This is a genomic window from Klebsiella huaxiensis, from assembly GCF_003261575.2.
Taxonomy (GTDB): Bacteria; Pseudomonadota; Gammaproteobacteria; order Enterobacterales; family Enterobacteriaceae; genus Klebsiella; species Klebsiella huaxiensis.
Genome location: NZ_CP036175.1, coordinates 298672 through 312962, shown reverse-complemented (window position 1 = coordinate 312962; position 14291 = coordinate 298672). Strand labels below are relative to the sequence as shown.

General features: G+C 56.9%; 9 protein-coding genes. 3 read left to right on the top strand and 6 right to left on the bottom strand.

Translation table 11 applies throughout. The features are described from left to right. Nucleotides 1-150: 150 nt before the first annotated feature. Genes bcsC through bcsR form a run of 6 tightly spaced genes read right to left on the bottom strand, consistent with a single transcriptional unit; the run spans nucleotide 151 to nucleotide 10645 of the window. The gene (bcsC, locus tag DA718_RS01420) at nucleotides 151-3636 is read right to left on the bottom strand and encodes a cellulose synthase complex outer membrane protein BcsC (RefSeq protein ID WP_112216669.1); all 3486 of its coding nucleotides are present in this window, start codon (nucleotides 3634-3636) and stop codon (nucleotides 151-153) included. Continuing rightward, nucleotides 3618-4727, bottom strand: coding sequence for a cellulose synthase complex periplasmic endoglucanase BcsZ (gene bcsZ, locus DA718_RS01415; protein WP_167492716.1), 1110 nt, complete (start codon nucleotides 4725-4727; stop codon nucleotides 3618-3620). The genes bcsC and bcsZ overlap by 19 nt, the downstream gene beginning before the upstream one ends. Nucleotides 4728-4730: 3 nt before the next feature. Continuing rightward, nucleotides 4731-7082, bottom strand: a complete 2352-nt coding sequence (gene bcsB / locus DA718_RS01410; protein WP_112216668.1) for a cellulose biosynthesis cyclic di-GMP-binding regulatory protein BcsB — start codon at nucleotides 7080-7082, stop codon at nucleotides 4731-4733. 10 nt (nucleotides 7083-7092) lie between these two features. Then, a complete protein-coding gene (gene bcsA, locus DA718_RS01405) occupies nucleotides 7093-9711 on the bottom strand; it encodes a UDP-forming cellulose synthase catalytic subunit (protein WP_112216667.1) in 2619 nt (872 codons plus the stop codon). Then, nucleotides 9708-10445 carry a cellulose biosynthesis protein BcsQ gene (bcsQ, locus tag DA718_RS01400; RefSeq protein WP_112216666.1) on the bottom strand — a complete coding sequence of 246 codons (738 nt, stop codon included), beginning with the start codon at nucleotides 10443-10445 and terminating at the stop codon, nucleotides 9708-9710. Before bcsQ ends, bcsA begins: the two co-directional genes overlap by 4 nt. Before the next feature lie 11 nt (nucleotides 10446-10456). Further along, nucleotides 10457-10645 (bottom strand): cellulose biosynthesis protein BcsR, encoded by a 189-nt coding sequence (gene bcsR / locus DA718_RS01395; protein ID WP_004106713.1) that lies wholly within the window; start codon nucleotides 10643-10645, stop codon nucleotides 10457-10459. 167 nt (nucleotides 10646-10812) lie between these two features. On the opposite strand from bcsR, the gene bcsE reads away from it, so the two are divergent. Genes bcsE through bcsG form a run of 3 tightly spaced genes read left to right on the top strand, consistent with a single transcriptional unit; the run spans nucleotide 10813 to nucleotide 14236 of the window. Then, on the top strand, nucleotides 10813-12369 hold the full coding sequence (gene bcsE, locus DA718_RS01390) for a cellulose biosynthesis protein BcsE (protein ID WP_112216665.1): 1557 nt from the start codon (nucleotides 10813-10815) through the stop codon (nucleotides 12367-12369). Further along, nucleotides 12366-12563 (top strand): cellulose biosynthesis protein BcsF, encoded by a 198-nt coding sequence (gene bcsF, locus DA718_RS01385; RefSeq protein ID WP_110276212.1) that lies wholly within the window; start codon nucleotides 12366-12368, stop codon nucleotides 12561-12563. The genes bcsE and bcsF overlap by 4 nt, the downstream gene beginning before the upstream one ends. Next, a complete protein-coding gene (gene bcsG / locus DA718_RS01380; RefSeq protein WP_112216664.1) occupies nucleotides 12560-14236 on the top strand; it encodes a cellulose biosynthesis protein BcsG in 1677 nt (558 codons plus the stop codon). The genes bcsF and bcsG overlap by 4 nt, the downstream gene beginning before the upstream one ends. Nucleotides 14237-14291 lie beyond the last annotated feature (55 nt).

Genomic DNA, 14291 nt, shown 5'->3' with positions numbered 1-14291 from the left:
CCTAAACCCAAAACCGCACGGACCCGTAGCCCGGTCAGCACAGCGCCTCCGGGAAAAACGAGCGATATTGCCAAAGGCGGGCGAAGTGTGACGAGTATACGCGAAGAGCGTCGTGGAGTGACGCCCAGTCACGTAATTCAGGCTAATCTGCTACCAGTCGGCGTAAGGGACCAGCGGCTGCGGCGGGATATCCATATCGCCCTGCCAACCGGAAGCCGAGTAGCGAACATAAAGCAACGCATGGCTTGGTGTGTAATCCTTCGCCTGCTGAATATCCACCGCCGCCCCAACAAACCAGTTGCCGGTCACCCGCCGCTCAACCAGCGCCCGGGCGGTATAACCGACGCCCGAACTACTGCTGCCTTCTTCCGTCAGTTGGCTGGCTGCGTTGCGATACTGTGAGGGAATCAAATTCAGCAGCGGATAGCGAGCTTCTGTTTTGGTCCGCGAATGGGACCAGGAAACGGAACCGCCCAGCTCCCAGGACCAGTTCTCGGTCCGTTGACGCCAGGTCACCGGCACGGCGAAGGAGACATATTCCTGTGGGCTGTAATAACCGCCCTGACCGAGGGTATAGCCGCTGAGGTCCTTATCGTAGTGCCAGAGCATATTGTTCAGGCCGACGGTGACCCGGCGGTTATCTTCATTAATAACTTTGTAGTAGTAGCCAGTCATCCAGCGCACACGCCAGTTGTCGGCGACGTTTTTCCCCGTCAGTTGGTCAACGCCCAGCGATGACCAGACCCCGTTGGCTTCGCCTTTATCGTAGCTCAGGCTGAGACCGCCGCCGTCGGCACGTACACCGCCCCAGGTCTTACCGGTATGACCATCATTACCGTTATCCTTCTGCCCACCAAAGGCCAGCAACGAGCTGGAAATGGGCCGACGGTGGACGTTTACGGTATAGCCCAGCGGACCAACATCGCTGCTGTAGCTCAGGCCACCCACCACATCGACGACGTTAAAGCCCATCGGCGTGGTGCCGATATCACCGCTCCAGGTATCGTTCTTCCAGCCCACCGCGACGCTGGCGCCGCTGTCGCTTTGGTGTTTGCTACCGCCAGTACAGGCGATTTCACCACAGGTCCCCCAGCTCGGCGAGTAGCTGCCGTCGCTATCCGTAGAAAAACTACCGGCATCCATATTGACGAGGTCGGTACGCAAGAACATCCGTCCGTCGGCCAGCGGCGCGTCCACGTGCAGCATCGTGGTGTGCGCTTTCAGATCGGAATAGCCGCCGGTGCCGCTGGATCCCCAATAATCATGTTCAAGGGTGACGTTCAGATCCTGCTGACGATACAGATCGGCTGCATCGCTACGCACCCCGCGCTTCAGCCAGTCATCACGGCTATCGTTACGCGTCAGGCGCGTGAAGGTGTCGTTATCCTGCGGGCGCACTCGGGTCACGCCGGAGGCCACCATCGCATCTTTGTAACCCTCCAGCGCCTGCTGCGGCTCACCGTTTTGCGCCAGGAAGCGCGCGGCATCGCGTAGCACCAGCGCGCTTTCCATCGACGGCGGCTGGGCTTTCGCCTGCGGAACAATACGGGCGAAAGTTTGCTGCGCCTGAACGCTATCGCCGAGACCCGCCTGTGTCAGAGCAATGCGTCGCTGCATATTGATGGAGTCGACATCCTCGCCCTTGAGCTGCGCCACCTGGGCCCGAGCGGCATTTTTATCGCCATCGGCAAGATAGACTTCCGCAAGGCCCAGACGCGCATCGCCGTTACTCGGCTCTTGCCCGAGGACCTGCTGATATTCCGCTATCGCCGTCCGGCTGTCGCCGCGCTGCTGCGCCCAGTCCGCAAGGGTTAGCTCGTAGCGCACCGATGTCGGCTGCTGTTTGATCAGCGCAATGGCCTGCGCTTCCTGGCCGCCATCGCGCAACTGGTTCGCCTGACGCACAACCTTGTCGCTTTGCAAACGCGCGTCCAGCTCGCGAATATTGTCCGTCCACTGCCCGCGCGATAGGGCGTTAATCTGCGCCAGCGCCATCTCATCCTGATCGTTACCGGATAGGTAGAGGCCATAAGCATAAATCCGGTCGGCATCACCGGGCTTGCGGTTGACCATCGCACGCATCAGGGCATCGGCTTCGCTGCGGCTGCCCGCGCTGACCAGATCCCGCGACAGGCGGTAGGTAATCCATACGCTATCCGGATCCAGCGCCAACCTTCGGCGCTGTACTTCCGCTGCCTGCGCCCAGTTGCCCTGGCTCTCCAGCAATTCGGCCTGTTTCTCCAGCCGATCGTTAGTCAGGCTGCGCTCAATATCGTCAATGCTGCGCCTCTGGCCCGGCGACAGGCTGGCAATGTAGGCGCTGGCTTTTTCCGGCGATTCGGCGCGATACAGGTTCGCCAGCCCGCGCACCGCCAGGCTATTGCCGCGATCCATACGCAGCGCGCGCTGGTAGTAACGCTCCGCCGACGCGTTTTCTTTACGCGCCGCCGCCACGTCTCCCAACCCCAGTACCGCATAGCTGTCGGTATTGTCTACTCGCTGCGCCTGAGCGTAATAATTTTGCGCCTGCGCCAACTGGCCGTTTTTCAGCGCATTGTCGCCCTGCTTGATCAGCAGCCAGTAGCGGTTGGTCTTGAGCAGGCTGTCCCATTTGTCGCGGCTCGGGCTATCCGGGTCCATTTTGATGGCTTTACTCAACTGAGCAACCGCCCGCGCCCGATCGCCGCGCTGGGAGTACGCCTGCCCTAACGCGCCAACCGCATCGCTGTCTTTGGCATCCGCCCGCACGGCTTGCTGCAAATCGGCGACGGCCACCGAACCTTTTCCAGCTTTCACCGCCGCCAGACCTTCAGCACGATCGCGGAACGTCGGATCTTTAAGCTGCGTCTGCTGTTGGTCGAGCAGCACCCGAGCATTCGCCGAGGCGGAACCGGTAGGGAACTGCATCAGAAACCGCTGTAATGCCTGCACGCTGGCCTTACTGACCGGCATGCTTTTCACTTCCGTAAACCACATGTCGGCAGCAATACCGCGGCCCGCCGCCGAGCGCGACATCTGCTCAAGATAAGCGAATCCCTCTTCCGGCTTATTGTCGCCAAACATCTGTTTCGCCAGCGCCGTTTGCAGCTGGACGTTGCCCGGCAGGCTGGCATTGAGTTTTTTCAGCTGATTGACGCCCTCGTTATGACGTGATGGTAGACGCGCCACCAGCGTCCAGTACTCAATCGCCGCGTTTTCATCGCTCGGTACGCCGTTGAACAACTTCTCGTAAGCAGCAATCGCTTCATCAACTTTCCCGGCAACGCCCAGCAGGCGGGCCTGCTGTAGCTCCTGGCGCCCATCGCCGGTGCTGATATCCATCTCGTTACGTGAGGCTTTAAGTTCCGTCGATTCCGGAGCCAGTTTCGCCAGACGCTCAAGCTGTTTCTGCGCCCCGGCGGTATCGCCCTGGCGCAGGAGATAGCGCATCCGCGCGGCGACAACGTCCGGGTTATTCGGATCAATCAACTCCAGGCGGTACAGCGACTGACGCACCAGATCCTCACGATTGCTGGCCTCGCCGAGGCGAACCTGTTCCAGCAGATGTTGCTGAGCCGGCGTGTTCGCGGCGTGCGCCAGCGGCATCAGCGCGACGCTTAAGGAGAGCGTGAATAAGCTTAGTGAGAACTTGTGCATTCCTGGTTCCAGTCAGGCCGTAATTCACCACCGGCGGTGAAGCGAAAACGGTGTTGATCCCATCCCTGGCCAAAAAGGGTCAGGACCGCGCTGTAGTAAGCATCTGCGCCGGGGTAATCATCGGCGACGCGCTGGCGCTGAATGGCCCGGGCGTCTTCATTCTGCAAGAACGGCAGCAACGAAGCGGAGAAGCCAACCGGGCCATTACCGCTGGTTTTACCGGTAGCGATATTGGTTTTTTCCGGCGGCACGCCCTGACTCACCGTCTGGGCTTCCATCGGTTTAAAGCGCGCCAGCAAGCGGGCTTTTTGCTTATCGCCATCGTCGAGCATACCGACCCACAGATAGACGCGAATGGCGTCATAGCTGCCGATAATCGGTTTATCCGCTTTCAGCTGCCAGCCTTTACCTTTTTCGTAACGCACCCAGTCAGGCGAGAAACCTTTTGGCGCCGTCTCCAGCAGCAGGCGCAGATTGCTGTCGCGTATCTTCGGCCAGGGAGCGCCAAACGCGGCAAAGTAGGTCGCCAGCTGTGGCGGCAGGTAGCTGGGGTTAAAACGCCAGCCGCCATCATCAGCAAAGCCAACTTTACCCGGCAGCACCAGCGGCCCGAGCCCCGGCACCGTCGCAACCTCTTCATCGGCAATCCGCGCCAGCAGCGCTTTACCGACTTCAGTGTACTGCAGCGTTTCCCACAGGCGTCCAGCCTCCAGCAACGACCAGGCTATCCATAAATCGGAGTCCGATGCCGAGTTGCTGTCCAGTACCGTCCACTCGTCATCGCTCTTTTTACCCCATAGCCAGCCCGGCAGGTGCGCGCGCAGATCGCCCTCGGCAAGATTATTCTGCGTCCACTCAAACAGCTTGCGAAAACCGTCACGGTCATTGGCCGCCAGAGCAAAGAACAACGCGTAGCTTTGCCCTTCCGAAGTGGTAATTTTTCGCGAGTCGCTGGGATCAATAACCCGCCCTTCGGCGCTGACATACTCTTTTTTAAACTGATCCCAGGCCGGCCACCGGCAGGCGGCGCTCACCTGCGCCGCCGCCAACATCAGTACCGACAGCACCACTCCACGAAGCACACTCATCATCAATTACTCATCATCAAGGCTGAGGCGACGACGGCTAATAATACGCAGCATGCGCCACAGTACCCATGCCAGCAGTACGATGCTGACCGCCGCCAGAATCGCCAGCAGCACCGGGTGGCTGGAGAGCGCAAACCAGATGCGTTCGAACCACGGCAGATGCCCGATATAGTAAACATCGCCCACCCGCAGGCTATTGACGCCCGATTCGCGGATCACTGAAACGGAGCCAAACATCGCCGCGCGTTTACCGCTGTCATTAAGCGCTGCGGTCAGCAGTTCGTTGCCGCGCGGGCTATCAGCCAACAGCGCCACGACGCTGCGCTGATCGTTGTACGGCGACTGGAAGCCGATAATCGCCGCCATCGGTCCGGACGAGGTGATATCAGTGCGGGTATTCGGCGTTCTGGCTTCGGTGTCAGGGTAAATGCTTGCCAGGTCGTAGTGGCGCATCGGCATTTTCACCCAGCTTTTGGTCGCTTCAACCAGCAGGTTAATTTTGGTGTCGTCCTTAAGCGCCTGCGGAATAGAGCCAATCAGCAGCAGGTCGGCATCTTTATCTTTAATCTGGCTGCCGTCATCGGTCATACGCAGGTTAATTGCCGCCAGACCGGTTTGCGCACCGATGCCGCCGGTGGTCTCCAGCAGCGTGGCAACCTGGCCCTCAGTCGGCGTTTTGGGCACCACAACCAGGGTGTCGGACAGATCGGCCATCCGGCTATACGGGAAGCCCGCGTTGGCAAACACGCGCAGATCTGGCATCGCCATAAAGTGATAGTACTTCGAGAAGTCGATGGTCGAATCGTCGCCAATCACCACGTGGTTCTGCACCGGCTGGAAGGTAATGCAGTTATCGATGGAGCCGCCGGGCATCGGGTTCATATACTGGAAATCAAAGCGCAGCTGGTTCATCGCTCCGAGGCGCAATGCCGGGATCGTGACTTCCGTTTTGCCGTCCAGCAGCCCCTGCAGCACCGGCAGACGCAGAATCAGTTTATTCACATCCTGCGAACTGTTGAGGCTAAACGACTGCAAGAACTGATCGTTAAGGCTGATATCCATGCGCGAGCTGTCTTTGATCGGCGGCATGGTGTAGCGATAGTTCAGATTCATATCGATGCCGTTGGCGCGCAGCAGGTACAGATCCGGCGGCAGGTTTAGCGCCACGTTGATCGAATCCGGCACCAGGCCGCTGGATTGCAGCTGCTGTTCGTAGGTCTTCAGCTCGGCAAAGGTCACCGCCCGGTCGGTGCGCACCCAATTTGGCGCATCGTAAGGCTTACGTGCCTGTAGCTCTTTCACATCGTCAACCGTCACGCTGCTGCCGCGGAACAGAATATTGCCTTGGGCAATCCCCTTCGCTGCCTGCAGCAGATCTTTATCATCACGACCGAATACCACCAGTAGCTTGACGTACGGATTGTTCGGGTGGTCGATCATTTCAATGGTCGGCGCGTTGACCGGCGGATGCTCGCGCAGGAAATCCGGGCGCTTATCGTTGGTGGCGAAAACAATGGCATTACGATCCGGTAGTGTATTGAACTGAACCGGGAACTGCTGGCCACGCCAACCCGCTTTGCTGCCGAACCACGAGGCGATAATCGCCGCCGCCTGCTGCTGCTGAACATCCGGCGAAGAGGCAAAGACCATTGGCAGCGTCAGCTGGCGGGTATCACGGGAATCGTAGAATGGGACCGGGAAATGCGAGAGATCGTTGCGCACATTCAGCGACTGATAGGTTAAATCCAGATAGCTTTCGCGGCCCACATCCAGCCACAGGGTACTGCTGGCCGGGTTTTCACAGACATCACGATAGTGGCCAACGAACTCCAGGCGCACACGGTTAAAATCGGTGATATAGAGCGGATCTATCGGGATCTGCGCACTGACTTTTTTGCCCAGTTGCTCTTTGGTGACCGGCAAAACGCCCATCAGCTCATCGTTAAGATAGACCTTCAGTTGCGACTGGATCGGTAGCAGCGACGGCGATGGCGTGTAGTCGAGGTTAAGTAGCGCTTTCGCCACCACTTCATCACTGCGCATACCGAAGTCTACCGAGCCATCAGGACGCGCGCCGCGCAGCACCATACTGCCCGGAGGCGGAGCGATTTTGGCAAAGGTGAGCTTTACGTCGCGGGTCGGAGCATTATCCAATATCACCACCGGGGCCGCCGGGCCAGCAAGGGCCGCCGTTGGTTGGCTGTCAGCAACCACCCCGGCAATACCGGGCACGGTAGTCGTCTGTGCCGCTTCCGGGGCCGCAGCTACCGCTGCCGTCGGTTCCGCATACGAGGCGAAGGAGGACCAGCCGCCAATGCTCACCGCTACTGCACAAACCAAAGAGAGTTTTTTGTTCATCGCATTATCATCATTGTTGAGCCATCGCCGGTTCTGCCGAGAGTATTGCCGCAGCACGTTCCGGACGACGCGGAATAAACGAGACAACCCAGGCCACCAGCATGGTGAGCGAGCGGAAAATAACCTTCACCGACGGCGGCGAAAACTCCGCCAGGTGACGATATCCACGGAATCCCAGCTTCAGGATATCCAGCAGGCTTTCCATCGGTTTATCTTCCGGGAAGCTATCCTGCCAAAGCGCCCACGTATCTGCGCGGGCAAACGTACACTGCACAAAATCAATATGCTGCCGATTGCTTAACGGCAACAGCTGTAAACCCACTTCACTGCCGTTAACCCGCGCAACCCGTACCGGGAAGCTGTACTCCTGCTGCCCGCGTTTGAGCAGCAGCTTGACGTGCTGGCCTTCCAGCACCTGCGCCTCGCCGTGAATTTTGACGCCAAGCCCACCGTCGGAGTAGTCATGAACGGTGCAGGAAAACAGATGGCCATCTTCGCGAGCAATCGCTGCCGGCATCGACATCTCTACACGATGCGAGCGCCGCACCTGCTTGCTTTCGACCGACACGGCCACCGCGCCGCCGAGAATAATCAGGTTATAGAACACCCAGATGATACTCACCCAGACGGTCAGAACTTCGTTTTCCGGGCCGTACATAAAGCGCCAGATACCCACGACGACGCCGATCAGATTCAACAGCACAAGGTAGATATAGGGACGAGAAATCACCCAATCGACGTACTCGTCTTCCACCAGCCCGCCCTTCGCGGTGACGTTGAATTTGCCCTTGTGCGGGTTTATCAGCGCGACAAACGTCGGCGGAGCGATATACCAGGCCAGCACCGTTTCGTAGATTTCACTCCAGAAAGAGTGGCGATATTTACCCTGAATCTTCGAGTTAGTCAGGCTGGCGTGAATCATATGCGGCAGAACGAACAGAGCAATCATCAGCGCGGGGGCGTAAATGATATAGGCGTGCAGCAGCAAAAACGCCAGCGGCGCGGTCAGGAAGATCAGGCGCGGAATACCGGACAGGAAGTGCAGCATCGCGTTGACGTAGCAGACGCGCTGCGCCAGCTTCAGCCCTTTGCCAAACAACGGGTTATCGAGACGGAAAATCTGCACCATCCCGCGCGCCCAGCGGATACGCTGACCAATATGCGCCGACAGGCTCTCCGTCGCCAGCCCGGCCGCCTGCGGAATACGCATATAGGCGGAAGTGTGGCCGCGGCGATGCAGGCGCAGAGAGGTATGGGCATCTTCAGTCACCGTCTCCACGGCGATACCGCCAATTTCATCCAGCGGGCCGCGGCGGATTACCGCGCAAGAGCCGCAGAAGAAGGTGGCGTCCCACATGTCGTTACCATCCTGCACCAGGCCATAAAACAGCGTGCCTTCGTTCGGCGTTTTGCGAAAACGCCCGAGGTTGCGTTCAAACGGGTCCGGGGAGAAGAAGTGGTGCGGCGTCTGCATCATTGCCAGTTCTTTCTCTTTCAGGAACCAGCCCATGGTCATTTGCAGGAATGAGCGTGTCGGCACATGATCGCAGTCGAAAATCGACACAAACTCGCCTTTGGCGTACTTCAGCGCATTATTGATATTCCCGGCTTTCGCGTGTTCATGAGTGGTGCGCGCGATGTAGTGCACCCCGACGTCTTTGGCGAACTGGCGAAACTCTTCGCGCCCGCCGTCGTCGAGGATCCAGATATTGAGCTTGTCCTTCGGCCAGTCGATCCCCTGCGAGGCATAAATGGTGTTTTTCACCACGTTGAGGTCTTCGTTATAGGTCGGCACGAAGATATCCACCGTCGGCCACTGCGCCATATCCTCCGGCAGCGGCACCGGCTGGCGGTTCAGCGGCCAGACGACCTGGAAATAGCCCAGCACCAGCACAATCCAGGCATAGGTTTCAGCGAACAGCAGAATGATCCCACACACCAGACTTACCGGGTCATCCCAGTTGAGTGTTGAGGTGTAACGCCACCAGATATAGCGACAGGAAACGGTTAGCGAAAGCACGATCAGCATCAGCGCTGAGAAGCGCCCAGGAATACGGCGCACCAGCAACGCGACGCCCCACAGCAACAGCAGGAAAATAAACTGCGACAGCGGATTAAAGGGCTGAGTAATACAGAGCAGTGCCAGGATCAGCGAGAAAAACGTCACCGTGCCGAGAATCAACCGTCTCAGCTTCGGGTTCAGGTGTGCCAGCTCTTTGTGTTTATCTAAATGGCTAGTGCGGGCATTAACCTTCTCCGGCAGCTTTTCCAGCCATTGCGCATAGCGTCCCTGCACACCTTCGAGGGCGACCAGCGAACGCCAATTGACCTTTTTATCCGGCTCCGGCACCCGGGTCGCCAGCAGCCATAAGGATTGCAGCAGGTAGCGAATCGGGTCCAGCGGGCGCGGGCGATGCGGATTGATATGCGGGAAAAATTCATCATGGCGCTCGCGAATCGCCTGCCAGCGCGGCGTTTCCAGCGGCATAAACGCCCACGCCAATGACGCCCACAAGCAGCCCAACGCGGCCGCCAGCCACGACGCACCGTGCCGACGATAATCACGATAGCGCTCGCTCAGTCGTTCGCCAACCGGTGGAGCCAGCAGTAGGGTACTCAGGCGAATCATTCAGCCCCCTTGCCGACATAGTGCAGCAGGCACCAGTTGGCAAGCGTGAGTATCTCTTCCGCCGCCAGAGAATCCTGACGATATTCGCCGAGCGGCTGCTTCGCCGCCAGACACTCCGCCATCGCCTCATCGCGATGAATCGTCACCGGCAAAATGCGGCGCTGACTCTCCAGCCACAGCTGATATAAATCTTCCTGCAGCTGGCTGCCGACGCGCAGATCGTTGATCAGAATATCGCTATTCGTCGGTAATGCCTGCTGATGCAGGCGAATATGGCTGTTACCGTCCGGATGGACCACCACCAGCGTGCGGTCGCATACGTTGATTAAGGCGCGAGTCAGCGGCGAATAGCCGTCCGGCAGGTCAATCAACAGCCAGCGGTGAGCGCCCTGCTGATGGAGCTTTTGCACCATTTCGGCCATCGGCGAAAGCATCGACTGAAGCTGGTCAATATTCTCGCGTTCACCCGGTTCGAGCTGACCAAACGGCAGCAGATCGATATGCGAAGTGTAGCGAAGTCCGGCATCACGCCAGTCATCGCCGTCGATCATCGCACGCGCCCAGCCCGCTTTGTGGCTAAAATCGACGTTGAAAAAAAAGCGCAGCATATTGTCCGGGCTGGCATCAACCACCAGTACGGTTTCCCCGAGTAATTGCAGCGCCCAGGCTAGCGCAGCGGTAATCGATGTGGTGCCAGTGCCACCGCGCACGCCTTGTAATCCCAGAATAGCCATCAACGGCTTCCTTACTTTTTCTCAGCTAATTCAGCCAGTAATGGCCAGCGTTTCAGCGCCGCGGTTAACTGCTCGCGTCGGGAAATGTCGTGGTAATCAATATCAGGCAGGGAAAATGCCCGGCTTAATGCCAGAAAATCATTTTGAAAGGTGTAACCCAAAGTCGCATCGGTGGGTACAGCTGGCTCTTTTGCTGGCATTTCTCTGTCCGTTGGAAAATACAATAAATTAAACTACGAGGTATTTGTTCATCCTTAAATTAGGTTTACATGCTAAAACTGATGTCCTTTAATTTCAATGTTAGGTTTACTCTGGCGCTTTCGCTAGTAAACTGATCAAGTGTAAATCAGGTCTCACGAGGGACGCCGTGGATATCGTATATTCTTTGGGTATTTCATCATTATGGGACGAAGTACGCCATATGCCCGTTGGTGGAGTATGGTGGCTTAACGTTGACCGCCATGCCGACGCGGTAAGCCTGCTTAACCATACGCTTGCTGCCCAGGATAAAAAAAGCCAAGTGGCAGCGATCGTTATGGGCGATAACCCCAAAGAAATCATTTCATTAGAAAAAGATACTGGTCCCGAAAAGGTCGCATTATTTACCATGCCAAACCGCGTTGAAGGCCTGGAGGAGATGCACCGGGATTTAGTTTGTTCCCTCGAACCTGGCAATTATTTATTTATTCTGCTATGTGCCGAAAACGCCTGGCAGAATATTAAAAGTGAAGAATTATGCAACTGGGTTGAAAAATCATATCGCTGGGCTAAATACCATCATTGTTCCCTATTAGTACTTAATTCTGGGCATGATATCGATAAACAGCTTTCCCCTTTATTACGCGAGTATCGTTCTCTTGCCGGTCTGGCAAGTATTCGTTACCAGGGTGACAGCCACCTGTTTGATATTGCCTGGTGGGGAAGCGAAAAAGGAATAAGCGCCCAGCAGCAACTCACTGTTTTGCACGAAGAAAATGGCTGGCGACTGGCGCAGGATGAGGAAACCGTCGTTCAGCCACGCAGCGACGAGAAGGTTGTCCTCAGTAACCTGCGAGTACTGGAAGGGGCGCCCGCACTTTCCGAGTACTGGACACTATTCGATACCAACGACGCTGTTTTCAATGCCGGACGGATGGCGCAGGCGGCGACGCTTATCTTCTCCATTACCCAAAACGAGCAGATTGAGCAGTTGGGACGCTATATCCACACGCTGCGCCGCCAGCGCGGCAGCGCGTTAAAAGTGATCGTTCGCGAGCAGACCCCAAGCCTGCGCGCCACCGATGAGCGACTTTTGCTAAGCAGCGGCGCAAATATGGTTATCCCCAGCGGCGCACCGCTTTCGCGCTGCCTGACGCTAATTGAAAGCGTACAGAAACAGAAGTTTACCCGCCATATTCCGGAAGATTTCTCCACCCTGCTCACCTGGAGTCAACCGCTAAAACTGCGCGGCTACCAGAAGTGGGATGCCTTCTGCGAAGCGGTGCACAATATTATGGCTAACACCATGCTGCCCGCCGATAGCAAAGGCGTAATGGTGGCGCTACGTCCGGCACCGGGCCTGCGCGTCGAGCAGGCGCTGACGCTGTGTAAACCCAACCGCATGGGCGACATCATGACTATTGGTAACAATCGTCTGGTGCTGTTCCTGTCGTTTTGCCGCGTAAACGATCTCGATACCGCGTTAAACCATATTTTCCCTTTGCCTACCGGCGATATTTTCTCTAACCGAATGATTTGGTTTGAAGATAAGCAGATATCCGCTGAAATTATGTTGATGCGCGGCATCATGCCAGCGAACTGGAACACGCCTCTGCCTATTTCTCTGGGCAAGAATGAGGCCATCAACGCGACCCATGATGGGCGAAGCTGGCGTCGAAACCCTGAGCCACATCGCTTATCCATCGATGGGGAGCTAAATCTATGATGTCTATTGCCGATATTATTCAGTTGGTCGTCCTGTGCGCCCTGCTGTTTTTCCCGCTGGGATACCTGACGCGCCACTACCAGCGGCGTATTCGTACCACGTTACGACTGATGTTCTTTAAACCCCGTTATGTCAAACCGGCTGGCGTGTTGCGCCGGGAAACGGCATCCAGGCAAGGCAAATCAACAAAATGACCAATCCAAAAACAACCGCTGCATCGCTTCCGCTCTGGCGGTACTGGCGCGGCTTATCCGGCTGGAACTTCTACTTCCTGGTGAAGTTTGCTTTGCTGTGGGCGGGATACCTTAATTTTCACTCGATGCTGAACCTGGTGTTTCTCGCCTTCTTATTGGTGCCAATTCCGCAGTATAAGCTGCACCGCCTGCGCCACTGGATAGCGATCCCGCTGGGCTTTATGCTGTTCTGGCACGATACCTGGCTACCCGGTCTGGAAAGCATCTTCAGTCAGGGTTCGCAGATTGCTGGCTTTAGCGCCGACTACATCTGGGATCTAGTGACCCGCTTTATCAACTGGAATATGGTTGGCGCGTTCTTTGTCCTGCTGGTCTTGTGGCTGTTTATCAGCCAATGGCTGCGGGTGACGGTTTTTGTCTCGGCGATCATGGTCTGGCTGGTTGTTAGCCCGCTGCTGCCCTCTTTTACCCTATGGCCAACAGGTCAACCTACGGCAGCGACGGCAAATACCGCAACCAATACCGGCGGCGGTACCGCTATCGCCACCAATACCGCCCCGGCAAATAACGATATTCCACCGCAAACGGAGTCGCCAACGTCGGCCAATCTGACCAACTGGCTAAATACCTTTTATGCCTCTGAGCAGAAACGTAAAACGCCTTTCCCTGACGCGCTCCCGGCCGACGCTCAGCCGTTTGATGTATTAATTATCAATATCTGTTCTCTGTCATGGTCAGATATCGAAGCCGCCGGGTTAATGGATCACCCGCTGTGGAAGCATTTCGACCTGCTGTTCAAAAACTTTAACTCAGCGACCTCTTACAGCGGTCCGGCGGCGGCTCGCCTGCTGCGCGCCAGCTGTGGTCAACTCTCTCACGCTAACCTGTATCAGCCGTCAGGTAATGAATGCTACCTGTTTGAAAACCTGGCGAAGCTGGGCTTTACCCAGCAGTTGATGCTTGGGCATAACGGTATCTTTGGCGACTTCCTGAAAGAGCTTCGCTCGTTGGGCGGTATCCAGAGCCCACTGATGGATCAAACTGGCCTGCCGGTGATTCTGCAAGGATTTGATGGTTCACCGGTTTATGACGACCAGGCGACGCTAAACCGCTGGCTGCAGACGCTGGATAAACTGAACACGCCGCGCACCGCAACCTTCTACAACACGCTGCCGCTGCATGATGGCAACCACTATCCGGGCCAGAGCAAAACCGCAGACTATAAAGCCCGTGCGCAGAAGTTCTTCGATGAGCTGGACAGTTTTTTCACTGAGCTGGATAAATCAGGTCGTAAGGTGATGGTCATTGTCGTGCCGGAACACGGTGCGGCATTGAAAGGCGACAAAATGCAGGTTTCCGGCCTGCGCGATATTCCAAGCCCCTCGATTACCAACGTCCCGGCAGCGGTGAAGTTTTTCGGCATCAAGGCGCGGCATCCCGATGCGCCGATCACAATAGATCAGCCAAGTAGCTATCTGGCTGTTTCGGAGCTGGTGGTTCGCGCACTGGATGGCAAGATGTTTGGCGAAAACGACATCAACTGGCAGCAGTATATTGCTAATCTGCCGCAGAGCGCGGCGGTCTCGGAAAACTCCAACGCTATCGTGATTCAGTATCAAGGTAAACCTTATGTCCAGCTAAACGGCGGCAGCTGGGTGCCTTACCCACAATAAAACGAAAAAGGCCGCAGGATATTACCCCTGCGGCCCCGTTCGGGCGCATGCTGCC

Excerpts from the sequence above, each read along its gene's own strand:
- bcsC (WP_112216669.1), bottom strand. The coding sequence starts at position 3,636 with ATGCACAAGTTCTCACTAAGCTTATTCACGCTCTCCTTAAGCGTCGCG.
- bcsZ (WP_167492716.1), bottom strand. The coding sequence starts at position 4,727 with ATGATGAGTGTGCTTCGTGGAGTGGTGCTGTCGGTACTGATGTTGGCG.
- bcsB (WP_112216668.1), bottom strand. The coding sequence starts at position 7,082 with ATGAACAAAAAACTCTCTTTGGTTTGTGCAGTAGCGGTGAGCATTGGC.
- bcsA (WP_112216667.1), bottom strand. The coding sequence starts at position 9,711 with ATGATTCGCCTGAGTACCCTACTGCTGGCTCCACCGGTTGGCGAACGA.
- bcsQ (WP_112216666.1), bottom strand. The coding sequence starts at position 10,445 with ATGGCTATTCTGGGATTACAAGGCGTGCGCGGTGGCACTGGCACCACA.
- bcsR (WP_004106713.1), bottom strand. The coding sequence starts at position 10,645 with ATGCCAGCAAAAGAGCCAGCTGTACCCACCGATGCGACTTTGGGTTAC.
- bcsF (WP_110276212.1), top strand. The coding sequence starts at position 12,366 with ATGATGTCTATTGCCGATATTATTCAGTTGGTCGTCCTGTGCGCCCTG.
- bcsG (WP_112216664.1), top strand. The coding sequence starts at position 12,560 with ATGACCAATCCAAAAACAACCGCTGCATCGCTTCCGCTCTGGCGGTAC.